The 21,610-nt window shown below is 59.8% G+C and carries 18 protein-coding genes and 1 tRNA gene; 13 read left to right on the top strand and 6 right to left on the bottom strand.

Annotation, left to right across the window (positions count from 1 at the left end):
• Positions 1-12 precede the first annotated feature (12 nt).
• Entirely contained in the window at positions 13-330 is a 318-nt protein-coding gene (locus ACVWZJ_RS02625; protein WP_011433229.1) for a DUF3067 family protein, read from the bottom strand.
• Between the two features lie 183 nt (positions 331-513).
• On the opposite strand from ACVWZJ_RS02625, the gene ACVWZJ_RS02620 reads away from it, so the two are divergent.
• On the top strand, positions 514-1,032 hold the full coding sequence (locus ACVWZJ_RS02620) for a cytochrome b6-f complex iron-sulfur subunit (RefSeq protein ID WP_011433228.1): 519 nt from the start codon (positions 514-516) through the stop codon (positions 1,030-1,032).
• Between the two features lie 122 nt (positions 1,033-1,154).
• Complete coding sequence (locus ACVWZJ_RS02615; protein ID WP_011433227.1) at positions 1,155-2,138, top strand: apocytochrome f; 984 nt, start codon at positions 1,155-1,157, stop codon at positions 2,136-2,138.
• Between the two features lie 13 nt (positions 2,139-2,151).
• Here the strand turns inward: ACVWZJ_RS02615 and ACVWZJ_RS02610 are convergent, their stop codons facing one another.
• Positions 2,152-3,015 (bottom strand): PhzF family phenazine biosynthesis protein, encoded by an 864-nt coding sequence (locus tag ACVWZJ_RS02610; protein WP_457394477.1) that lies wholly within the window; start codon positions 3,013-3,015, stop codon positions 2,152-2,154.
• 244 nt (positions 3,016-3,259) lie between these two features.
• On the opposite strand from ACVWZJ_RS02610, the gene groES reads away from it, so the two are divergent.
• The 7 genes from groES to ACVWZJ_RS02575 all read left to right on the top strand — a co-directional run bounded on the left by groES (position 3,260) and on the right by ACVWZJ_RS02575 (position 11,722).
• Positions 3,260-3,571: a co-chaperone GroES gene (groES, locus tag ACVWZJ_RS02605; RefSeq protein ID WP_011433225.1), complete on the top strand. Its 312-nt coding sequence runs from the start codon at positions 3,260-3,262 to the stop codon at positions 3,569-3,571.
• A gap of 90 nt (positions 3,572-3,661) precedes the next feature.
• Positions 3,662-5,296, top strand: a complete 1,635-nt coding sequence (gene groL / locus ACVWZJ_RS02600) for a chaperonin GroEL (RefSeq protein ID WP_457394418.1) — start codon at positions 3,662-3,664, stop codon at positions 5,294-5,296.
• Positions 5,297-5,632: 336 nt separating this feature from the next.
• Complete coding sequence (locus ACVWZJ_RS02595) at positions 5,633-6,427, top strand: DUF429 domain-containing protein (RefSeq protein ID WP_457394415.1); 795 nt, start codon at positions 5,633-5,635, stop codon at positions 6,425-6,427.
• Positions 6,428-6,528: 101 nt separating this feature from the next.
• Complete coding sequence (locus ACVWZJ_RS02590) at positions 6,529-7,692, top strand: GuaB3 family IMP dehydrogenase-related protein (protein WP_457394412.1); 1,164 nt, start codon at positions 6,529-6,531, stop codon at positions 7,690-7,692.
• Between the two features lie 41 nt (positions 7,693-7,733).
• Positions 7,734-7,805, top strand: a tRNA-Val gene (locus tag ACVWZJ_RS02585).
• 299 nt (positions 7,806-8,104) lie between these two features.
• Entirely contained in the window at positions 8,105-9,697 is a 1,593-nt protein-coding gene (locus ACVWZJ_RS02580; protein WP_457394409.1) for an iron uptake porin, read from the top strand.
• A 444-nt stretch (positions 9,698-10,141) separates the two neighbouring features.
• Complete coding sequence (locus ACVWZJ_RS02575) at positions 10,142-11,722, top strand: iron uptake porin (protein ID WP_457394406.1); 1,581 nt, start codon at positions 10,142-10,144, stop codon at positions 11,720-11,722.
• Positions 11,723-11,980: 258 nt separating this feature from the next.
• Here ACVWZJ_RS02575 and ACVWZJ_RS02570 read toward each other — a convergent pair whose 3' ends face one another.
• From ACVWZJ_RS02570 to ACVWZJ_RS02560, 3 genes are all read right to left on the bottom strand, one after another.
• Positions 11,981-12,820, bottom strand: coding sequence for a DUF6671 family protein (locus ACVWZJ_RS02570; protein ID WP_457394403.1), 840 nt, complete (start codon positions 12,818-12,820; stop codon positions 11,981-11,983).
• 69 nt (positions 12,821-12,889) lie between these two features.
• Positions 12,890-14,596 carry a SulP family inorganic anion transporter gene (locus ACVWZJ_RS02565; protein ID WP_457394400.1) on the bottom strand — a complete coding sequence of 569 codons (1,707 nt, stop codon included), beginning with the start codon at positions 14,594-14,596 and terminating at the stop codon, positions 12,890-12,892.
• Positions 14,597-14,730: 134 nt separating this feature from the next.
• Positions 14,731-14,964, bottom strand: coding sequence for a hypothetical protein (locus ACVWZJ_RS02560; RefSeq protein WP_457387301.1), 234 nt, complete (start codon positions 14,962-14,964; stop codon positions 14,731-14,733).
• Between the two features lie 409 nt (positions 14,965-15,373).
• On the opposite strand from ACVWZJ_RS02560, the gene gyrA reads away from it, so the two are divergent.
• The 4 genes from gyrA (at position 15,374) to psb28 (ending at position 20,045) form a co-directional block, all read left to right on the top strand.
• Entirely contained in the window at positions 15,374-17,902 is a 2,529-nt protein-coding gene (gene gyrA, locus ACVWZJ_RS02555) for a DNA gyrase subunit A (RefSeq protein ID WP_414330543.1), read from the top strand.
• A gap of 186 nt (positions 17,903-18,088) precedes the next feature.
• Positions 18,089-18,460 (top strand): DUF760 domain-containing protein, encoded by a 372-nt coding sequence (locus ACVWZJ_RS02550; RefSeq protein ID WP_011433215.1) that lies wholly within the window; start codon positions 18,089-18,091, stop codon positions 18,458-18,460.
• A 38-nt stretch (positions 18,461-18,498) separates the two neighbouring features.
• Positions 18,499-19,698 carry a glycerate kinase family protein gene (locus tag ACVWZJ_RS02545; protein WP_457394396.1) on the top strand — a complete coding sequence of 400 codons (1,200 nt, stop codon included), beginning with the start codon at positions 18,499-18,501 and terminating at the stop codon, positions 19,696-19,698.
• Between the two features lie 32 nt (positions 19,699-19,730).
• Entirely contained in the window at positions 19,731-20,045 is a 315-nt protein-coding gene (gene psb28, locus ACVWZJ_RS02540; protein ID WP_011433213.1) for a photosystem II reaction center protein Psb28, read from the top strand.
• 17 nt (positions 20,046-20,062) lie between these two features.
• Here psb28 and gatA read toward each other — a convergent pair whose 3' ends face one another.
• Positions 20,063-21,595: an Asp-tRNA(Asn)/Glu-tRNA(Gln) amidotransferase subunit GatA gene (gatA, locus tag ACVWZJ_RS02535; protein WP_457394393.1), complete on the bottom strand. Its 1,533-nt coding sequence runs from the start codon at positions 21,593-21,595 to the stop codon at positions 20,063-20,065.
• Between the last annotated feature and the right edge of the window lie 15 nt (positions 21,596-21,610).

Below are 21,610 nucleotides of genomic sequence, written 5' to 3'. Positions count from 1 at the left end.
CCCCCGGAGAACTTACAGCAACCACTCCGAGACCCGCTCCCCCACCTTCTGCAAATCCAGAGGAATGGCCACCGCCTTGCCCATACGGGGTCTCTGACGGGTGGCTTCGATTTCCCGACGCACCGCTTCCCACACCCCCCAAGCCTGCAAATGGGCCAGCACGTTCTCCAAGTGGGCCAAATACTCGGCCTCGCTCAAGGGGAAGGAGGGCTGCTCCAGATAGCGCCACATCACCAGCAGCACCACCTTCTGCTGGATACGCCGCAGCTGCACGTCGTAGGAATAGCCCCACTTCTCGCGCAACAAAGCTTGAAAGTCGGATCCCTTCATCAGACTTGTCTGAGGCTGGCTTGGATCTGGCTCCAATCGCGCTGGGTGGGCCGCTCACCTTGGGAAGGAAGGCCACGGCCTCTTACAGCGTTGCATTTCTTAACGATATTGGCCAGAGGGGTCGGTTAGGATGATGTCGCTTGTCAACGAACGTTAAAACTTCTCAGGTCTGCATTTGCCATTATGACGGAAGCGGTTAGCAACTTTGAAGCGCCCCCCATGAGCCGGCGGGTTCTTCTCAATGCCCTGCTCAGCGGCTCTGTGGGAGTCGTGGTGGTGGGCGCCCTCTACCCGGTGGTGAAGTACTTTATTCCGCCCTCTGCCGGTGGAGGGGGGGAAGGCCTCATCGCTCAGGACGCCCTCGGCAAGCCCATCAGCGTCAGTGAACTGTTGGCCACCCATGCCGCTACGGATCGGGTGCTGGCCCAAGGTTTGAAGGGGGATCCCACCTACATCGTGATCGACAACGGGGCGGTGGCCAACTATGGCCTCAACGCGGTTTGTACCCACCTCGGTTGCGTGGTGCCCTGGAATGTGGGGGAAAACTTGTTTAAGTGCCCTTGCCACGGATCCCAGTATGCGGCCAATGGCAAGGTGATCCGGGGACCGGCTCCCCGCTCGCTGGAGCTGGTGAGCGCCACTGTGGATGGCGACAACGTCCGCTTCAGCCCTTGGCAAGGCCCCGATTTCCGGGAAACCTAAAGGGCAAGGGATCCCGCTGGCTGTGCCGGCTTTTGCCGAACGATTTGGGGCAAATTGTCGAGATGGCTGTTCCAAGACTGTGTCCTAAACCTGTGATGGAAATTCATTCTGAGCTGAGAGTTATGAAGCGAATTGGCTTGGTCTTCTGCGCGCTGCTGCTGCTGCTGGGGATGGGGGCACGTCCGGCGGCAGCCTACCCCTACTATGCCCAGATGGCCTACGACAACCCCCGCGAGGCGACTGGAAAAATTGTCTGTGCCAACTGCCACCTGAACGCCATGCCCACTCGCGCCGAGGTGCCCCAGGCCGTCACCCCCGGCCAGGTGTTCACCATCAAAGTTGGGATCCCTTATGACCTGAGCAAGCAGCAGGTGCTGGCAGACGGCAGCAAGGGTGGGTTGAATGTGGGCGCGGTGGTGGTCTTGCCGGAGGGCTTCCGTTTAGCCACCGAAGCCGAGATGACCGAGGAACAACGGCAAGAAACTGCCGAGACCTACATCACCCCCTACAGCGACGCGAAGCCCAATATCCTCTTGGTCGGGCCTTTGCCGGGCGAGCAGCATCAAGAAATCGTCTTCCCGGTGGTGGCCCCTGACCCGAAAGAGGATCCCTCGGTGGCCTTCATGAAGTATCGCGTTTACATTGGGGCCAACCGGGGTCGCGGTCAGCTCAACCCCGACGGCAGCCTCAGCAACAACAACGTCTTCCGCGCCCCAGCCACGGGGCGTCTGGTCAACATTGCCACCCTCGACTCCGATATCAGCGATCTGCCGGCTGAATTGGCCAGCCTGGTGCCCCCGGAATATGAGCTGCCAGGCACGCGGGTTCTCAGCTTCGAGAGCGAAAGTGGGATCCACAACCTGGTGGTGCCACCTGGGCCGGAGCTGGTGGTTGCCGTTGGCGACAGCGTCAAAGAAGGGGATCCCGTCACCAACAATCCCAATGTGGGCGGCTTTGGCCAGGTGGAGCGGGATCTGGTGCTGCAAAGCCCGGATCGGGTGAAATGGCTGGTGGCCTTCCTGGCAGCCATTACCATTACCCAGGTGCTGTTGGTGCTGAAGAAAAAGCAGGTGGAGCTCATTCAAGCCGCCGAAATCCTCGGCTAGCTCAAGCTCTTTCCTAGCCTGCACCTCGGAAGCATATCCGGGGTGTTTTTTGTTCGGTAGGGTTCCAAGGTAGCCTCAGCTCTCCTCTGATCACCTGCACAGCCTGCCCGGCAATCTCCACGCGAGAGCCGAGATCGCGACACCAGAGCTCCCCGCCGCGGCTGGATAGCTGGTGGGCCTGTAACTCAGAGCGACCCAGGCGTTTGGCCCAATAGGGCATCAAAAGACACTGGGCGGATCCCGTCACCGGATCCTCCGGGATCCCCAGCCGAGGAGCGAAAACGCGGCAGACGAAATCCGGCCCATTCCCCAGAGCCGCCCCAGAGGCTGTGACGATCAACCCCGGAACGGGGAGTGCTTGAACCTGGGCCAGATCCGGTTGCACCTGCTGCACTTGTTCCGCCGAAGCCAGCACCGCTACCCCCATGTCCCCCCGGTATAGCTCCACAGGTGGGATTCCTAAAGCTGCTGCTACTTGCTCTTTGGCTTCTGGCCAAGGTTCCGGACTGCGAGCAGGAAAATCCATGGCCAGGCGATCCCCTTGCCGCCGCACCTGCAACAGGCCACTGCGGGTGGAAAAGGCTACCCTCTCCGCCTCAGGATGCACCTCGGTGAACAGCACATGGGCACCAGCCAAGGTGGCGTGGCCACAGAGATCCACCTCGGTGGTGGGAGTAAACCAGCGCAGACCATAGTGGGGAACCTCGCCCTGGGATCCCTGAGGCAGTAAAAAAGCCGTCTCCGACAAATTGTTCTCTGCGGCAATGGCCTGCATCAGCGCCTCTGGCAGCTCCTGAGGCAGCAAACACACCGCCGCGGGGTTACCTGCAAAAGGCACTGCCGTAAACGCATCCACCTGAAACAACGGGATCCACACCTTCTCAACCAAGCCCAACTCAGGTCATGATCCCACAGCAGACCCCAAAGTAGGGGGATCCGCACCCCGACCGTACCCGCCAAAAGCGGGATCCCACCGACAGAGGCTATTGTCAGGCCAGAAAGTTGGCTGATAAACTAGCACTCGTAAGTCGAGAGTGCTAAGTCGCTTCCCTTCGGGGAAGTGGAACTAATGGAAATGAAAACTTCAGCTTCGTGCTTTAGGATCACGGAGGACATTCGTCATGGCTGCAGTAGCTCTTAACGTCTCTACCCTGAAGCCGCTGGGCGACCGCGTGCTGGTCAAAATCGCTCAGCAGGACGAGAAAACCGCAGGTGGGATCTTCTTGCCGGACACTGCCAAGGAAAAGCCCCAGGTGGGGGAAGTGGTTGCTGTTGGCCCTGGCAAGCGCAACGACGAGGGCAAGCTGATCCCGATGGAACTGAAAGCCGGCGACAAAGTGCTCTACTCCAAGTATGCCGGAACCGAAGTCAAGCTGGGCAGCGATGAATATGTGCTGTTGGCCGAGCGGGACATTCTCGCCATTGTTCAGTAATGGTCAGTGATTCAGCAGCAGTTCAACGAACGATTGAATCCTTGAGACTCTGTTTCACCCTTACCTGCATTTGCATCGGAGAGGTTGACTATGGCCAAATCAATCATCTTCAGTGAAGAAGCCCGCCGCGCTCTAGAGCACGGCATGGATATTTTGGCAGAAGCCGTAGCCGTTACCCTGGGTCCCAAAGGGCGCAACGTCGTGCTGGAGAAGAAGTTTGGCGCCCCCCAAATCATCAACGACGGGGTAACCATTGCCAAAGAAATCGAGCTGGAAGACCACATTGAGAACACAGGCGTTTCCTTGATCCGGCAGGCGGCTTCCAAGACCAATGACACGGCTGGGGATGGGACCACCACGGCCACGGTCTTGGCTCACGCCATGGTGAAAGAAGGTCTGAAAAACGTGGCTGCCGGCGCCAACCCGATTGCCCTAAAGCGGGGGATCGACAAGGCGGTGAAGTTCTTGGTAGACAAGATCGCCGAGCATGCCCGCCCGGTCGAAGATTCCAAAGCCATTGCCCAGGTGGCGGCCATTTCCGCCGGTAACGATGAAGAAGTGGGCCTTATGATTGCCGAGGCCATGGACAAGGTGGGCCGCGAAGGGGTGATCTCCCTGGAAGAAGGCAAGTCCATGACCACCGAGCTGGAAGTGACGGAAGGGATGCGCTTCGACAAGGGCTACATCTCCCCTTACTTCGTCACCGATACCGAGCGGATGGAAGCGGTTCTGGAAAACCCCTACATCCTCATCACCGATAAGAAGATCACCCTGGTGCAAGACCTGGTACCGGTTCTGGAGCAGGTGGCCCGCGCCGGTCGTCCTCTGCTGATCATCGCAGAAGACATTGAGAAAGAAGCGCTGGCTACCCTGGTGGTGAACAAGCTGCGGGGTGTGCTGAGCGTGGTGGCGGTAAAAGCCCCTGGCTTCGGGGATCGCCGCAAGGCTATGTTGGAAGACATTGCCATCCTGACCGGTGGTGAGGTAATCAGCGAAGAGCGCGGCCTGAAGCTGGAGAACGCTCGCCTCGATTCCTTCGGCACTGCCCGTCGCGTCACGGTAACCAAAGACAATACCACCATCGTGGCGGAAGGCAACGAAGCGGCCGTGAAAGCTCGTTGCGAGCAAATTCGCCGTCAAATTGAGGAAACCGACTCCACCTACGACAAAGAAAAACTGCAAGAGCGCCTGGCCAAGCTCTCCGGCGGTGTGGCAGTGATCAAAGTGGGCGCGGCCACTGAAACCGAGATGAAAGACCGCAAGTTGCGCCTGGAAGATGCCATCAACGCCACCAAAGCGGCGGTAGAAGAAGGGATCGTTCCCGGCGGCGGTACCACCTTGGCACACCTGATCCCGGTGGTAACCGAGTGGGCGCAAGCCAACCTGTCCGGCGATGAACTGGTGGGGGCCAACCTGGTCGCCCGCGCTCTGGGCGCTCCGCTGCGCCGCATTGCTGAGAACGCCGGCCAAAACGGCTCCATTGTGCTGGAGCGGGTGAAAGATAAGCCCTTCAACACCGGCTACGATGCTCAGAACGACGCCTTCGTGGATATGTTCGAGGCGGGCATTGTAGACCCGGCCAAGGTTACCCGTTCTGCCCTGCAAAACGCCGCTTCCATTGCGGGGATGGTGCTGACCACTGAAGCGATCGTGGTGGACAAGCCCGAGCCCAAAACCAACACGCCGGCAAGCAGCGGCAGCGGCATGAGTGACTACGACTACTAATCCGTTGACCGCCACAGCGAGGTGGATCCCTGAGGCTCACCGAAGAGCCCATGGGCACTTCGCTTCCTGGCCAGGCATCTTGGATGAATCTTTCGGGATCCCCTGGTGGGATCCCTTTTTTATGGATTTTTATTTTTTATCAAGACAGGCGAGCTGGCGGGATCATTCCCAATACCCATGCAACAGCAGCGCAACTGTCTGTGACGTTGATCCCCCTCTACCTTTGGGAGAGGGGCTGGGGGTGAGGGCGCCGGAGCCATGCAATCGGGAACTGCCTCAAACTGGCTCTTGGAAATGGCTTTGATCTGTCGAACTTGAGGAAAAGGGGAAGGCGGTGTGGCTCAGTTGATTTGCATTGGCCTGGATCTGGCTTGGTCGCCCCGCAACCCTTCCGGTCTGGCCACGCTGCGAGTCCAGCTCGGGGATCCCGGCAGGCAGAACTTGACAGGCTATCTGGTCGATAGCCGCATTCTCCAGACGGATGAGAAGATCCTGGACTACATTCAAGCTCAGGCGGGAGGGGATCCCTGCTTGGTGGCGGTGGATGCGCCCTTGCGGGTTCCCAACCTCACAGGACAACGGCGGGCCGAGGCCGAACTGAACCAGGTGTTTCGCGCCTACGCAGCCGGGGCCCACCCGGCCAACCGCCGGTTACTGGCAAAGGGCGGCCAAGTGAGAGGAGAAGCCCTGGTGCAAGCCCTATCCCGCTATGGCTTTCGGGAGCAGGCCAACATCGAGCGAGGAAAGCTTACCCGCCAAGTGACCGAGGTCTTCCCCCACAGCGCCTTGGTCAGCCTCTTTGGCCTCAGCCGCACTCTAAAATACAAGGCCCGCCCTCGACGCACCTGGCCGGAACGGCAACAAGCTTGGCAACTTTACCAGCATCATCTGCGCTCTCTAGCTGCCGCTGACCCGGCTCTCCAGGGCCACGAGGAGCTGCTTCAAGTGGAGGTGGGATCCCTCAAGAGCCGTCGGCTCAAAAACTACGAAGATCAAGTGGATGCCTTGATGTGTGCTTACATCGCCCTCTACGGGTTCCGCTGGGGATCCGAGCGCTGCCGCAGTTTCGGCACCCTGCAAGAAGGGCACATTTTCACGCCCTTGCCCCCTCGAACCTCTGAGGCTGATTGAGACCCGCTCCGGGATCGCAGCCAAGAGAACAAGACTCTCGCTGGCCTTGGATCCCTCCTTGGCGGCATGATAAGAACAAGGATCCGCAGAACAGGGGAAAAATGGACGTGCAACTGGGCCGCAATCGGCAGGCAAGACGCGCTTACGGGCTGGATGAAATCGCGCTGGCCCCAGGCAGACGAACGCTGGATCCCAGCCTGGTGGATACCCACTTCACCCTGGGAGGGATCCAACGGCAAATCCCCATCATCGCCAGCGCCATGGATGGCGTGGTGGATGTGCGAATGGCCATTTTGCTCTCGGAGCTGGGAGCTTTCGGGGTGTTGAACCTGGATGGCATCCAAACCCGCTACGCCGATCCCGATGAGGTGTTGGATCAGATTGCGTCGGTGGGCAAAGACGAGTTTGTGCCCCTAATGCAGCGCCTCTACAGCGAGCCGGTGAAGCCAGAGCTAATCCAAGAACGCATCCGCCAGATTAAAGCCTCCGGCGCCATTGCCGCCGCTAGCTGCGTGCCCGCCCACGCCGCCCAATACGGCCCCCTGGTGGCTGAAGCCGGGGGGGATCTGTTTTTCGTTCAGGCCACGGTGGTTTCCGTTCACCACAAGGTTCCCGAAGGCATGGAACTGCTGGATCTGGCCCAATTTTGCCGGTCGATGCCCATTCCTGTTGTGGTGGGCAACTGCGTTACCTACGATGTCGCTCTGGAGCTGATGCAGGCCGGAGCTGCCGGTGTCTTGGTGGGGATCGGCCCTGGCGCTGCCTGTACTTCCCGAGGCGTGTTGGGGGTGGGGGTACCACAGGCTACAGCGATTGCCGACTGTGCCGCTGCACGGGAGCAGTTTTTGGCGGAAACCGGCACCTATGTCCCTGTGATTGCCGATGGGGGATTGGTGACCGGTGGCGACATTTGCAAGGCCATCGCTTGTGGAGCGGACGCAGTGATGATCGGATCCCCCCTGGCCCGCGCCTATGAGGCCCCCGGTCGCGGCTTTCATTGGGGCATGGCTACCCCCAGCCCCATCTTGCCCCGCGGCACCCGCATCCGCGTGGGATCCACCGGCACCCTAGAAGAAATCTTGCGCGGCCCCGCCCGCCTGGACGACGGCACCCACAACCTCTGGGGTGCTCTGCGCACCAGCATGGCCACCTTGGGGGCTGCCAATCTCCGAGAAATGCAGCAGGTGGAGATCTGCATTGCCCCTTCCCTGCTCACAGAGGGGAAGGTGTACCAGAAGGCGCAGAGCTTGGGTATGGGGAAATAGTCCTTTGGGAATGCTAGACTCGGTGGGCTGGGATCCTTCAGGGGCGGTTAGCTCAGCGGTAGAGCGCCTGCCTTACAAGCAGGATGTCACTGGTTCGAGTCCGGTACCGCCCATCCCCACCGGAGCTTGCAGCTTGAGAGCTCTGTCTCAGTTTGAGATACACCCGCTAGCCAGAGCCGGATCCCTGAGGTAGAGTAGTGGATATCGAGCCTCGATCATCTACCGCAGTTGGGTCTCGCATTGAGTCTTGCCCAGAAAGTGTGTAAAGTGGTAGACGATGTGGACTTCGGCTGTATCATGTCTTCCCAGAGTCCGCAATTGCCAGGCTCGTTGTTGAGGTAGGCAGTTTGTCGCTTCTATGAGGACATCCCTACAGCCAAAAAGGTGTGAGGAAAAGAACAAGGAGAGAAACATGCCCGCGAAACACGCGAACTACTGGAAAACGCTGCTGGCCGGCACTCTGGGTGCAGCAGCGATCCTGACCCCTGGAGTGGCTTATGCCCAAGCTACCGGGCCGGTCACCTCCATCTCTGAGCTTTCGGATGTGCGGCCCACCGACTGGGCCTTCCAAGCCCTGCAATCCTTGGTGGAGCGCTACGGTTGTATTGCCGGCTACCCTGACCGCACCTTCCGCGGCAACCGGGCTATGACTCGCTTTGAGTTTGCCGCCGGTATGAACGCCTGCTTGGATCGCATCAATGAGTTGATTGCAGCCGGTTTGGCCGACAAAGTCTCCAAGGAAGACTTGGCCACTCTGCAGCGCTTGCAAGAGGAATTTGCTGCTGAGCTGGCAGCCCTGCGCGGGCGGGTGGATGCGGCAGAGGCTGATATTAACGATCTGAAAGGGAAAATCTTTAACCCAGTTACCAAGCTTAACGCTCAGGTCATTACCGCAATTCTCGGCAGCGCTCTTACAGAAGACCGGGTCGTACAAGGAAGAGTGGTAGCCGAGCAAAATCAGGCAAACATGACTCTTCCCTATCGGGTACGCTTGAACTTCGATGCTTCTTTTGTGGGTCGCGATCGCCTGCGCATTCGTCTCCAAGCTCGCGATGCTGTGACTGAGTTCTTTGATGGGGATCCCGGCCTTGGCTTTGGCGGTGGTGGCGGTGGCACTTTCACCCTGGCCCAGCTGGTTTATCAATTCCCTGCTTTCGACCGCGCTGCTACTATCTACACGGGCATTACGGGTACGGGAGTGGGGAGCGTTCTGCAGTACAGCACGCCCTTTGATGCCCTGTCGAAGTTTGCCGATGCTCCCAAATCTACGGCAGATGTGCCCAGCGGAACCCTATTTGGCTTCCGCTATCGCCTGAGTGACCAGTTTCGTTTAGCCTACGCCTACAGCACCAGAAGAGGGCAAGCCTTGGGGAGAGGCTTTGGCGACAGTGGCTTGACAGGTGATGATAGCGCCCACGTCGTTGAGCTGGGCTTCTTGCCGACAAAGGGTCTGGAGTTCTACCTCCAATTTGCTTCCACCTACCTGCAGCAGGCGAACGACGGCCCCACCTTCCTGGCCACGGGTAAAAGTCTCTTCCGTGGACCGGTCCGTGGACCGGTAAGAGGAACTCGGGTAGATGTCTCTGCACGGGTGAATGCTTTTACGTTCGCAGCCAACTGGGAGATCAGCCCTCGCATTACCTTGTCTGGCTGGTTTACGGCTGGCAATGTGGATTACAACCTGCCCAATGTGGTACCGGCTGGTACTGTTGATCCGGGAGAGGAAGACTTTAACGGTCTCCTCCTTGGCTTTGTTTTCCCCGACCTCTTCGTGGAGGGTGCCAAAGGTGGTATTGTGTTTGGCCAGCCAATTGTGACTGCCGACAACGACGGAGTGTGGGATACTCGCCCCTTCGTTGTGGACGTCTACTACAGCTTCCCGGTCAACGAGTACATTACTCTAACGCCTGCTGCCTACTTTGTGAGCAACCCCAATGGCGGCAGACCCGGAGACAACGACCCAACCATTGGCGTGGGGGCTTTGCGAGCTGTGTTTACTTTCTAGTTCCTAGCTCCTCACGCTTACAGCCAAATTGCCAGGCAGGGATCCACTACGGTGGATCTCTTCATTAAATAAGAATAATCAACTCCTCTGTGGGGATAAGGATGCTGGCATTGAAGAGCTTGAGGTTGAGCTTAAGACGAGGCCATGGGCTACAAAAAGCGCACTGCGTGAGATCTGCCCAGGTCTTTGCCACAGGCTCGGTGTAGGTGTGAGAATGGCGGGAACAGATACCCATGTCTTGGCCACAGATGTGGGGACACCGCATTAACTGTAGGGCAGGCCGGACAGCAAGAGGATGTGGACTTCGGCTGTATCATAATCTCCACATCATGTCTTCACCGAAGTCCGCAGTTGCCAGACTTGTTCTTGAGTTAGGCAATTGGTTACCTCTAGAAGACATCCCTACAGCCAAAAAGGTGTGAGGAAAAGAACAAGGAGAGAAACATGCCCGCGAAACACGCGAACTACTGGAAAACGCTGCTGGCCGGCACTCTGGGTGCAGCAGCGATCCTGACTCCTGGAGTGGCTTATGCCCAAGCTACCGGGCCGGTCACCTCCATCTCTGAGCTTTCGGATGTGCAGCCCACCGACTGGGCCTTCCAAGCCCTGCAATCCTTGGTGGAGCGCTACGGTTGTATTGCCGGCTACCCTGACCGCACCTTCCGCGGCAACCGGGCTATGACTCGCTTTGAGTTTGCCGCCGGTATGAACGCCTGCTTGGATCGCATCAATGAGTTGATTGCAGCCGGTTTGGCCGACAAAGTCTCCAAGGAAGACTTGGCCACTCTGCAGCGCTTGCAAGAGGAATTTGCTGCTGAGCTGGCAGCCCTGCGCGGGCGGGTGGATGCCCTGGAAGCCGATGTTACTGATTTGAAAGGGAAGGTCTTCAACCCGGTTACCAAGTTGAATGCCCAAGTCATCGCCGCTGTTGTAGGCAGCGCTCTCACGGAAGACAGAGTTGTTGATGGGAGGGTAGTAGCAGAGCAAAACCAAGCCAACATGACTCTTCCCTATCGGGTACGCTTGAACTTCGATGCTTCTTTTGTGGGTCGCGATCGCCTGCGCATTCGTCTCCAAGCTCGCGATGCTGTGACTGAGTTCTTTGATGGGGATCCCGGCCTTGAGTTTGGCGGCCGTGGCGGCGGCACTTTCACCCTGGCCAAGCTGATCTACCAATTCCCAGCTTTCAACCGAGCAGCTACCATCTACACGGGTATCGTTGGCTCAGGTGTGTTCGATGTATTCAACTACAGCACACCCTTCGAAGCTCTCTCCGACTTTGCTGATGCTCCCAACTCCACGGCGGATGTGCCAGGTGGAGCTCTGTTTGGCTTCCGCTACCGCCTCTCCGATCAACTGCGCTTGGCCTACAGCTACAGCACCAGGAACGCTCAAGCTTTGGGCAAGGGCTTCGGCGACAGCGGTATAACCGGTAGCGATAGCGCCCACGCGGTGGAGCTGGGCTTCCTGCCGAATGAAAATCTAGAGATTTACCTGCAGTTTGCCAGTACCTATCTGCAGACGGCAAACGATGGCCCTGAGTTCTTGGCCAACGGTACAGCTCTTTTCCGTGGCCCTCTGAGAGTAACCAATGTGTCCACCTCTGCACGGGTGAACGCCTTTTCTGTGGCTGCCAACTGGGAGATTACCCCCCGCGTCATCGTATCTGGCTGGTTTACTGCTGGCAATGTGGATTACAACTTGCCCAATGTGGTACCGGCTGGCACCATCGATCCGGGTGATGAAGATTTTAACGGATTCCTGTTTGGCTTCGCCTTCCCAGATCTGTTCATTGAGGGTGCTCAAGGGGGTGTGGTTTTTGGCCAGCCAATTGTGACCACCAAAAACGAAGGAGTTTGGGATACCCGCCCGTTCATTGTGGATGTTTACTACAGCTTCCCGGTGAACGAGTACCTCACCCTTACCCCGGCGGCCTACTTTGTGAGCAACCCCAATGGTGCTCTACCTGGGGACAACGACCCAACCATTGGTGTAGGTGCTCTGCGGGCTGTGTTCAACTTCTGATGAGTTGACCTCTTTTGCAGGTTCATAGCTGGTTAGGGGATCCACTGCAGTGGATCCCTTTTTTGGTTCAAACCTTCCTTTATGGTCATTTCGATTCAGACTAGGACACTGCACCCACGTCTGAAACGTTGAGTGCATACAGCGAAGGGCTTTTTCTCTATAGCCCAGGTGTCTCACCCTAACCTGAAACGACTACAACTCCTCTGCGGGGATGACAATGCCGGCTCTGGAGAGCCTGAGGTCGGGCTCAAGACAAGGCTAGGGATTACAGAAAGCACACTGAGCGGGATCCGCCCAGGGCTCTGCCACAGGCTCGGTGTGGGTGTGGGAACAGCGAGCACAGCCATATACCCAAGCCTTGGCCACGGGGGTGGGGGCGCCACATTGGCCGCAGGGCAGTCCAGAGACCGAGCGGATCCGCCAGTAGCCAGGAGTGCCGCAGGCCGGGCACAGGCTTTGGGCTTTGGCGATTAGGTTTTGGGTGGCGGCTGCGATAACCTGGAGCCGGGTTGGGTTGCACATGGCCCGCATGTCGGTTTCCAGATGCAGGCCACCCTGCCGAGCCAGCATCTCCCCCACCACCTGCTTCAGGGTCTCTTCATCTTGGATTCCTTTGTGGATGACCTGAGGCTTTTCTGGCCGGTCGAGGGCAATCAGGGCATGCTGGGGAAAACCCGCCCTTTGGGCAAAGTCCAGCGCTTCTGCCCAGCTCTGCACCCAGCGATGGCTGAAATTGGTTTGGGTGCTCTCTGCATAGCCGACCAGCTCCAAGGGCTCCGCGCCGGGTTCAAAAACCCTGAGCATGACCCACTCCTGATTCCAAGGGATCCAAGGGATCTGGGGGTGGGGGCCAAAGGATCCCTCGCTGGCCAAGCCCAGAGCTTCAGGATGATCCTGCAAAGCCCTTGCAATCTTCAGGCGCAGAGTGTGGATGGGATCCCCCGGTCGGGGCCGCTCCCGCGAGAAGGTGCCCAGTTGGTCGGTGTCGAAAGCTACTACTTGAACTTGGATCCCCAAATGTTCGGCCAAGAGAGGGCCGATGACCTGCTCTTTGCGATGCATGGTTGCCAAGTAGGCGACCCGACCCTTCCATTGCATAGACTCAGACTTAACCTAGATCTGGCAAACGGATCCCGCAGCTTTGTGGCTCAGGCCAATTGGGGTTACTCAAACCAGGGGACTGGCCTCGAGCGGCAAGCCCAACTGGGCAACAGCCTCGGCCAAAGCCACCTCACGGCTGTCCACAAACCGCTCTGGGGACAGTGGCAGATGCAGGCTTTCTAGGCGCTGCCGGATCCGGCCCTTGGCCCCAACAATCCACACCTGTTTGCCCCGATCCAGGGCCTCGCGGATGGCATTTTCCAAGGATAGCGTCGCCGAAACTCCCAGCATCGGCACATCTGATAGATCCACCACCAGCGCTTGGCAGGAGGCCACCGCCTGATGTTGGCGGGAAATGGCTTGGGAAACCCCGAAGATCATCGGCCCGCTCAGGTAAAACAGCAACACCTGCCCGCATCCCTGGCGCAGCAATTCCCTCTCACGGGGAGTGAGATCCACCGCATCATCGGCATCGGTAATGGCTTTCACCTCTTCGGAGTGGATCTCGCTGAGGCGTTGAATGGTGAGCAAGTTGGCCACAAACACTCCCACTCCCACTGCAGCGATGAGATCCACAAACACCGTCATGAACATCACTCCGTACATGATGGCTGCCCCTTTGAGGGAAAGGCGGTGGGCCCGCTTGAGGAAGCTCCAGTCGAGGATATCCACCCCCACCTTAAAGGCGATCCCTGCCAGCACCGCCATTGGGATCCCTTGCGTGAGGGGAGCGGCAAACAGCACCACCATCAACAGAATGAGGGCGCGGGTGACGCCCGCCAGAGGGGTACGTCCCCCCGACTGGATGTTCACCACTGTGCCCATGGTGGCGCCGGCTCCCGGTAAGCCCCCCAGGAAGCCAGAGACAATATTGGCGATCCCCTGCCCGATCAGCTCTTGGTCGGAGTCGTGGCGGGTGCGGGTGAGGTTATCGGCAATGACTGCCGTCAAGAGGGTGTCGATGCAGCCCAGCATCCCCAGCACCACCCCATCCAGCACCAGGTTAGCTAGAGAAGCAAAGGGCAACTGCGGCCACTGCAACTGCGGCAAACCGGTGGGGATGGGGCCAATGCGCCGCAAATCCCAATCGGCCATAAACAAGCTGGCCGCCAGCGTGCCCACGAGCAAAGCCACCAACTGCGGCGGCACCACCCGTCGCCAGGGCTTGGGATAGCCAAAAAGGATAGCAAGCGTCAGCAGCCCCAGCCCCAGCTCTGGCATCTTGAGGTTGAGCAAGTAGGTCGGCAGGTTCTGCACCGCCCCAATCACTCCCCCCTGGCTGGCGTGGCCCAGCAGCGGCGGGATCTGCAGCAAAATCATGATCCAGCCGATCCCGGACATAAAGCCGGAGATAACGCTGTAGGGCATGAGGGTGATGTACTTGCCCAGTTTCAGGGATCCAAACAGGATCTGAAATAAGCCCCCCAGCATCACCACGGTGAAGGCCGGCCCCAGCCCCTGCTCCGGATAGCGGGCTGTAACATTAGCAACCACTGCCGTCATCATCACAGTCATCGGCCCGGTGGGTTCGGAGATGAGCGTGGGCGTACCCCCAAACAGAGCCGCAAAAAAGCCCACACACACTGCTCCGTACAAGCCCGCCACCGGCCCTGCCCCCGAAGCCACCCCAAAGGCCAAGGCCATCGGCAAGGAAACAATCGCTGTCGTCAGCCCGCCGAAGAGATCCCCGCGCCAGTTGTCTAGGCTCAGACGTCGGTGCCAATCCAGAAATCTCTTGCCGCCGGACTGTTGTTCTTTCGCTTGGCTCAGCATGCCCCAAAGCCCTCCACGCTATGGGCAGCCTATCATTGAACGTTACTATAGGGATCACGCTAGATGATAGGTTTTCTTCTATGATTTTCCTCAGGGATCCCTATCTGGATCCCACTCAGAGTGAGGCATGGGGCTCAAGCTGGCAGAGTGGTGTGAAAGTGAGAGTAGTCCACATAGCGATGCCCATTGCTGTCCAGGTGGAGAATATCGGCAAATCGGTGGTTCCAGAGAATCTCATCGGCCAAGTAGGAGTGGCGAGCATGGATGGTTTGGGAAAAGGTGTCGTCGATGCCGGTCAGGGTAATGATCAGCTCCGCTTGGCCCACCTGTAAATCTCGATCCATGAGGCTGTAGGGAGGGCCGCCGATGAACCACCGAGCCTCTCCTACTGGAAGTCAGCCGGCCTTCACAAAGGGCGAATGGTAGACTGGGAATACAAAAGCTTTCTGCTCAATTCAATCACCTTCAGCTTACTAGCGCAGGAGCCCCGCACTGTACCCGTAGGGTCAGTGTCGGGAGGAATGCTACAATAATTCTGCGGACACCAGAAACGGCTGTTTAGGGCACTGGTAACGGTCGATTGGGGCTGCCCGTAAACCAGCCCAGAGGCTCGTGGTTAGTTTACTAACTGCAGGGCTACCGAAAGCCCGCCCCGTACTGCGAAGCAGTCAGGGTCAGGTAGTTTACTCTGCCACGGCCAAGGTTGGCTTCTCGATAAACTTCCATGAACCCACTGCGCCAAGGCCGACTGGGATCCCTCAACGATAACCCAACCCCATGAGCGACAACGAATCGACGGCGCGCATCATCTCCACCGACCTGCAGCGGGAGATGTCGCAGTCCTACCTGGAATACGCCATGAGCGTGATCGTCGGGAGGGCTTTGCCAGATGCGCGGGATGGCCTGAAGCCGGTGCACCGCCGCATTCTCTACGCTATGCACGAGTTGGGCCTGACGGCGGATCGCCCCTTCCGCAAGTGTGCCCGCGTGGTGGGGGATGTAATTGGAAAATACCATCCCCATGGGGATCAGGCCGTCTATGATGCGCTGGTGCGCATGGCTCAAGATTTCTCCATGCGGGAGCGGCTGGTGGATGGGCATGGCAACTTCGGCTCTGTGGACAACGATCCGCCGGCAGCCATGCGCTATACCGAGTGTCGGCTGACTGCCTTTGCCCAAGAAGCCCTGCTCCAAGATATTGACGCCAACACTGTCGATTTTGTCGGCAACTACGACGGATCCCAGCAAGAACCCCTGGTGCTGCCGGCGCGGATCCCGCAGCTGCTCCTGAACGGCTCTTCCGGCATCGCCGTGGGCATGGCCACCAACATCCCGCCCCACAACTTGAGCGAATTGGTGGACGGCCTGATTGCCCTCATCCACAACCCCAACCTGACCAGCCTGGAGTTGATGCAGTGGATCCCGGCCCCCGACTTCCCCACCGGGGCGCTGATCATGGGCCAGGAGGGCATCCGCGAAGCCTACACCACCGGGCGCGGCTCCATCACCCTGCGCGGAGTGGCCACCGTCGAAACCATAGAGCAGCGGGGCCGACCGGTTCGGGATGCCATCATCATCACCGAGCTGCCCTACCAGACCAACAAGGCAGCCATGATCGAGAAGATCGCCGAGCTGGTCAACGAGAAAAAACTGGAAGGCATTGCCGACATCCGCGACGAGAGCGACCGCAGCGGCATGCGGGTGGTGATCGAGCTAAAGCGGGATGCCCAGCCGCAGGTGGTGCTCAACAACCTCTACAAGCAAACCCCCCTGCAGGCCAACTTCGGGGTCAACATGCTGGCCATCCTCAACGGCGAGCCGCGCACCCTGACCCTGCGGGACGCGCTGCAGGCTTTTCTGGATTTTCGGGAAGAGGTGATCGAGCGGCGCACCCGCTACGAGCTGCAAAAAGCCGAAGAGCGGGATCACCTGCTGCAGGGCTATCTCTTGGCTTTGGGGCAGTTGGATCGGGTGATTGCACTCATTCGGGGAGCCGCCGATACCGCCACAGCCCGAGAGGAATTGCAGGCGGTGTTGGGCCTGAGTGAAGCCCAAGCCGACGGGATCCTGCAGATGCAGCTGCGCCGCCTGACTGCTCTGGAAGCGGAAAAAATTCAGGCCGAGCACGAAGACTTGGTGAGGCAAATTGCCGACCTGCGGGATATTCTGGCCCGCCGAGAACGGGTGATGCAGATCATCAGCGAAGAGCTGCAGCAGCTCAAAGCCCGCTTTGCCAGCCCGCGCCGTTCCCGCCTCTGTTTGGAGGATGGGGAGCTGGGAACGGATGATCTGATCGAAAATCGGGAGACGGTTATCTTTCTAACCGAGCAGGGCTATATCAAGCGCATGGGCCTTGAGGAGTTCCAGGTGCAGGGGCGAGCCACCCGCGGCAAAGCCGGCGCCCGCATCAAAGAAGACGATGCCATCGAACAGTTTTTTGCCTGTCGCAGCCACGACACCATCCTCTTTTTCACCAATCGGGGCGTAGTCTATACCCTGCCCGCCCACCAGATCCCCCAGGGGAGCCGCGCCGCCCGCGGCAGCGCCATCGTTCAGTTGCTGCCGATCACCCGGGAAGAGCGGGTTACGTCCATGGTGCCGGTGAGCCAGTTCAGCGACGACGAATATCTGGTGATGCTCACCCGCGGCGGCTACATCAAAAAAACGGCCCTCAGCGCCTTTGCCAATGTACGCTCCAACGGCCTGATTGCCATCTCTCTGGAAGAAAACGACGAACTGCGCTGGGTGCGCCGCGCCCGCTCCAGCGATGATGTGGTCATGGCGACCCGCCAAGGCATGTCCATTCGCTTCCCGGCGGATGACGAGCAACTGCGCCCTCTGGGACGGGCCACCCGGGGCGTGCGGGCCATTACCCTCAACGCCGGCGATGACATCGTCAGCATGGATATTATCTCTGCCGAATCGGTGATGGCTGCCGAGCGAGAGGGGGAGAAGCTGGCTAACCCTTGGGTGCTGGTGATCACCAAAGAAGGGCGGGGCAAGCGCTCGGCCATCGACAATTTCCGCCAGCAAAACCGCGGCGGCAAGGGGGTGATCGCCACCAAGTTCCGCCAAGCGTCGGACGAGCTGGCGGCCCTGCGCATCGTCAATGCCGAAGACGAGATCCTGTTGGTAACCGCCAGGGGCATTGTCATGCGCCAGTTGGCCAAGGCTATTCCCACCCAGTCCCGCGAGGCGACCGGGGTGCTGGTGCAGCGCCTGGATCCGGAAGACAGCATTGTGGGAGTTACAGTGGTACCCGCTGCCTTGGTTGCCGAGGAGGAGACCTCAGAAGCCAGCGCTTGATCCCCGGCCGTTACTTAGGTACGGCATTTGCCGCCGCAGAAGGGTGGGATCCCGTACCGGAGGGGGTGAGGATGGGGTGTTACCTTTGGGATAGCCCAAATTCCGGGAACGGCAAAGGTCTGTGGGATCAGGCCGAGCGGCCCGGTTGGGATTGCATCTGCTGTGTTTGTGGAGCTTGGTTACTCCATGGCGAGCCCGTTGAACTTCATCCCTGGTTTTGAGGCAGTGCAAACTCCGAGCCCCGACAACCGGCTCTGGCAATACCTGCAATCTCAGGATCCCAGCGTCTTTCAGGATATTGCCCGCAATTCTTCCCCAGAAGTGCTGGAGATCTTGGGCCACAACATCCGCAGCTTGGTGGGGAGCTTGCCCTCCGATCAATTCGGGGTTCAGATCATCACCAACCGCGAGAGCTTGGCCAAAATGCTCTCCGGCGCGATGATGGGCGGCTATTTCCTGCGGGTCATGGAGCAGCGCCTAGCCCTGGAGCAATCTTTGGGCAGTGCCTCCCAGCCTGCCAGCGCGGATCAGCCTTCGCCAGCAGAGGAGGAGGGCTAGGCTTGCAATCCACCTTTTAGCGCCGCCGAGGAGGTTCCATGCTGGATGCGGGTTTCCAGGCAAAGGGATCCCAGTTCAGCAGCCCACCGCGGCGGATTTTGGTTTGCCCGGATAGTTTTAAGGGATCCCTAACAGCCACGGCGGCGGCAGAGCACATAGCCCATGGGATCCAACAGGTGCTGCCGGAAGTCGAGGTGGAGCGGCTCCCCTTGGCCGATGGGGGAGAGGGCACCCTAGAGGTATTGCTGCCGACGCTGGGGGGAGAGAAGAAGGGCCTATGGGTCACCGGCCCCCTGGGGGATCCCGTCTGGGCGGAGTACGGGGTGGCAGGAGAGCTGGCCCTGTTGGAGCTGGCCCAGGTGGCCGGCCTGACCTTGGTGCCACCGGAGCGGCGGGATCCCACCCGCACCACCACTTATGGCCTGGGAGAGCTGTTGCGGGCCGTCTGCCGCGATCCCATCGCTGAGATCTGGATAGGTCTGGGGGGATCCGCCACCGTGGATGGAGGGGCGGGCATGGCGCAGGCCTTAGGCTATCGCCTGTTGGATGGAGCTGGGGATCCCATCGGCTGGGGCGGGGGAGAGCTGGCCCGTTTGCAGCGCATTGAGTCCCCTGAACAGCCTGTCTGGCAGGGGAAACGGGTCCGCGGCCTGTGCGATGTGCAGAATCCCCTCACCGGCCCGTGGGGAGCCGCCGCCGTCTTTGCCCCCCAGAAGGGCGCCACCCCTTCCCAGGTGCAGCAGTTGGAGCAGGCGCTGCAGCAGTGGGCTCAAGTGGTGGAGCGAGATTTGGGCCAGGCCGTGGCCGGGATCCCGGGGGCCGGAGCCGCAGGTGGCTTAGGAGCAGGTCTGGTGGCTTTTTTGGGGGCCACTCTGGAGTCCGGGATCCAGCTCTTGGCGCGGCAATTGGCCCTGCCGGAGCGCATCCGCCGCTGCCATCTGGTCGTCACCGGAGAGGGCTGCCTCGACGAACAAAGCACGATGGGAAAGGTGGTGGGGGCCGTGCTGGAGCAGGCTATCCAAGCCCAAAAACCCCTGCTCATCCTCTGTGGCCAGGTGACTCCGGCAGCGCGCGCTGGGTTGGCAGCCCAACCTCTTCCCCTTCGGGTTGGCGCCCTGTGCGACCGGATCCCCGATGTGGCAGAAGCCCAACGGCAGGCTGGCCGATACCTGGAGCAGATGGCGGCTCAGGAGCTGAGAGATTTTCTGGAGCAGGGCGCGGGGATGGGCCGGTTATAATGGCTTAAATCTTTGGGTTTGGTTAGGACATCATGGCCAGTATCGAGTTCTCCCCCGGCATTCAAGAGGTGCCCACCCAGGTGCGGGTGCTGAAATCCAAGACCGGCAACCGGGGATCCGCGATTTTCCGCTTCGAGGATCTAAAATCCGATACGCAAAACATCCTCGGCATGCGGATGATCGATGAGGAAGGGGAGCTGACCACCCGCAACATCAGGGCCAAGTTCTTGAATGGGGAATTCAAAGCCCTGGAAGTGACCTACGACATGGAAACCGAGGCAGAGTGGGATCGCTTCCTGCGCTTTATGGAACGCTTTTCAGCGGCCAACCAGATGGGCATGGCCTAGTTGCCGCCCTTCCCGCCTCAGCTTTTGGATTTTTTGCTCCTTTTGCCGGATCTGCGCTTGGCTTGAGGTTGGCCGGGATCGGATCCCTGGCCCTCTTTAACTGAGGGCTGCCCCAGCGGCGGCCGTCGCTTGTGCCAGTCGGTGCTTTGCTCATAGGCATAGGCCACCCGCAGCACCTTGCTCTCCTGTAGGGCATTGCCCACAATTTGCAGGCCAATGGGCAGGCCATCGGCAAACCCGCAGGGCAGGCTCAGCCCCGGCAAGCCCGCCAGGTTCACCGGGATCGTCATCAGGTCGCAGAGGTACATGCTGAGGGGATCCTCCCGCTCGCCGAGCTTGAAGGCTGGGGTGGGGGTGGTGGGGCTGACCAGCACATCCACCTTCTCGAAAGCCTTGAGGAAGTCCTGCTTGATGAGGGTGCGCACCTTCTGAGCCTTGAGGTAGTAGGCGTCGTAGTACCCCGAGGAGAGGGCATAGGTGCCGATCATGATGCGCCGCTTGACTTCTGGCCCAAAGCCGTGGGCGCGGGTCTTGCCATACATCGACAGCAGCGAGTCGGCAGGTTCCCGCAGGCCGTATTTCACCCCGTCGTAGCGGGCCAAATTGGCAGAGGCTTCCGAAGGGGCGATGATGTAGTAGGTGGCAAGGCCGTAGCGAAAACTGGGGCAGTCGATCTCCAGGATCTCCGCCCCCAGCTCCTGCAGATGTTGAATGGCCGCTTGCACGGCAGCGCGGGTCTCCTCGCCGCATCCTTCCCCCAGCAAGTCGCGGATCACCCCGATTTTGAACCCCTTGATCTCAGGGATCAGGGCTTGGCTGTAGTCCGGGATCCGCACCTTTAAGCTGGTGGAGTCCATTGGGTCATGGCCGGCGATCCCCTGCAGCAGCAGGGCCACATCCTCCACCGTGCGCCCAAACGGCCCCACCTGATCCAAAGACGAAGCAAAGGCCACCAGCCCGTAGCGAGACACCAGCCCGTAGGTGGGCTTGAGGCCCACCACCCCGCAAAAAGCTGCCGGTTGGCGGATGGATCCCCCCGTATCTGAGCCCAGGGCCACCACCGCTTGGTCGGCAGCCACCGCCGCCGCCGATCCCCCAGAGGATCCCCCTGGCACCCGCGTCAGATCCCAGGGATTGGCGGTGCGCTGAAAGGCGGAGTTTTCCGTGGAGCTGCCCATGGCAAACTCGTCTAGGTTGGTCTTGCCCACCGTCACCATGCCCGCAGCCGCCAGCCGCGCCGTCACCGTTGATTCATAGGGGGGAATGAACCCCTCCAGCATCCGGGAAGCGCAGGTGGTGCGGATCCCTTGGGTGCAGAGGTTGTCTTTCACGGCAAGCGGGATCCCGGCCAAAGGGCCGATCGCCTCCCCGGCCCGAATGCGGGCGTCCACCGCCCTGGCCTGTTGCAGAGCCAGTTCCTCGGTCACAGTAATAAAGCTCTTGAGCTGCGGCTCCAGTTGGGCCAGGCGCTCCAGGTACTCGCGGGCGATCTCTTCGGCAGAGCGCTCTTTGGTTACCAACTGCCTGTGGAGGGCACGGATGACAGACATAGGCAAACTCGTGGG

Source organism: Thermostichus sp. OS-CIW-29 (assembly GCF_054058195.1).
This window is presented reverse-complemented; position numbering and strand designations above follow the sequence as displayed.

What these genes read in the sequence shown, in the direction of transcription:
- ACVWZJ_RS02625 (WP_011433229.1), bottom strand. Translation starts at nt 330, where the DNA reads ATGAAGGGATCCGACTTTCAAGCTTTGTTGCGCGAGAAGTGGGGCTAT.
- ACVWZJ_RS02620 (WP_011433228.1), top strand. Translation starts at nt 514, where the DNA reads ATGACGGAAGCGGTTAGCAACTTTGAAGCGCCCCCCATGAGCCGGCGG.
- ACVWZJ_RS02615 (WP_011433227.1), top strand. Translation starts at nt 1,155, where the DNA reads ATGAAGCGAATTGGCTTGGTCTTCTGCGCGCTGCTGCTGCTGCTGGGG.
- groES (WP_011433225.1), top strand. Translation starts at nt 3,260, where the DNA reads ATGGCTGCAGTAGCTCTTAACGTCTCTACCCTGAAGCCGCTGGGCGAC.
- groL (WP_457394418.1), top strand. Translation starts at nt 3,662, where the DNA reads ATGGCCAAATCAATCATCTTCAGTGAAGAAGCCCGCCGCGCTCTAGAG.
- ACVWZJ_RS02590 (WP_457394412.1), top strand. Translation starts at nt 6,529, where the DNA reads ATGGACGTGCAACTGGGCCGCAATCGGCAGGCAAGACGCGCTTACGGG.
- ACVWZJ_RS02580 (WP_457394409.1), top strand. Translation starts at nt 8,105, where the DNA reads ATGCCCGCGAAACACGCGAACTACTGGAAAACGCTGCTGGCCGGCACT.
- ACVWZJ_RS02575 (WP_457394406.1), top strand. Translation starts at nt 10,142, where the DNA reads ATGCCCGCGAAACACGCGAACTACTGGAAAACGCTGCTGGCCGGCACT.
- ACVWZJ_RS02570 (WP_457394403.1), bottom strand. Translation starts at nt 12,820, where the DNA reads ATGCAATGGAAGGGTCGGGTCGCCTACTTGGCAACCATGCATCGCAAA.
- ACVWZJ_RS02565 (WP_457394400.1), bottom strand. Translation starts at nt 14,596, where the DNA reads ATGCTGAGCCAAGCGAAAGAACAACAGTCCGGCGGCAAGAGATTTCTG.
- gyrA (WP_414330543.1), top strand. Translation starts at nt 15,374, where the DNA reads ATGAGCGACAACGAATCGACGGCGCGCATCATCTCCACCGACCTGCAG.
- ACVWZJ_RS02550 (WP_011433215.1), top strand. Translation starts at nt 18,089, where the DNA reads ATGGCGAGCCCGTTGAACTTCATCCCTGGTTTTGAGGCAGTGCAAACT.
- ACVWZJ_RS02545 (WP_457394396.1), top strand. Translation starts at nt 18,499, where the DNA reads ATGCTGGATGCGGGTTTCCAGGCAAAGGGATCCCAGTTCAGCAGCCCA.
- psb28 (WP_011433213.1), top strand. Translation starts at nt 19,731, where the DNA reads ATGGCCAGTATCGAGTTCTCCCCCGGCATTCAAGAGGTGCCCACCCAG.
- gatA (WP_457394393.1), bottom strand. Translation starts at nt 21,595, where the DNA reads ATGTCTGTCATCCGTGCCCTCCACAGGCAGTTGGTAACCAAAGAGCGC.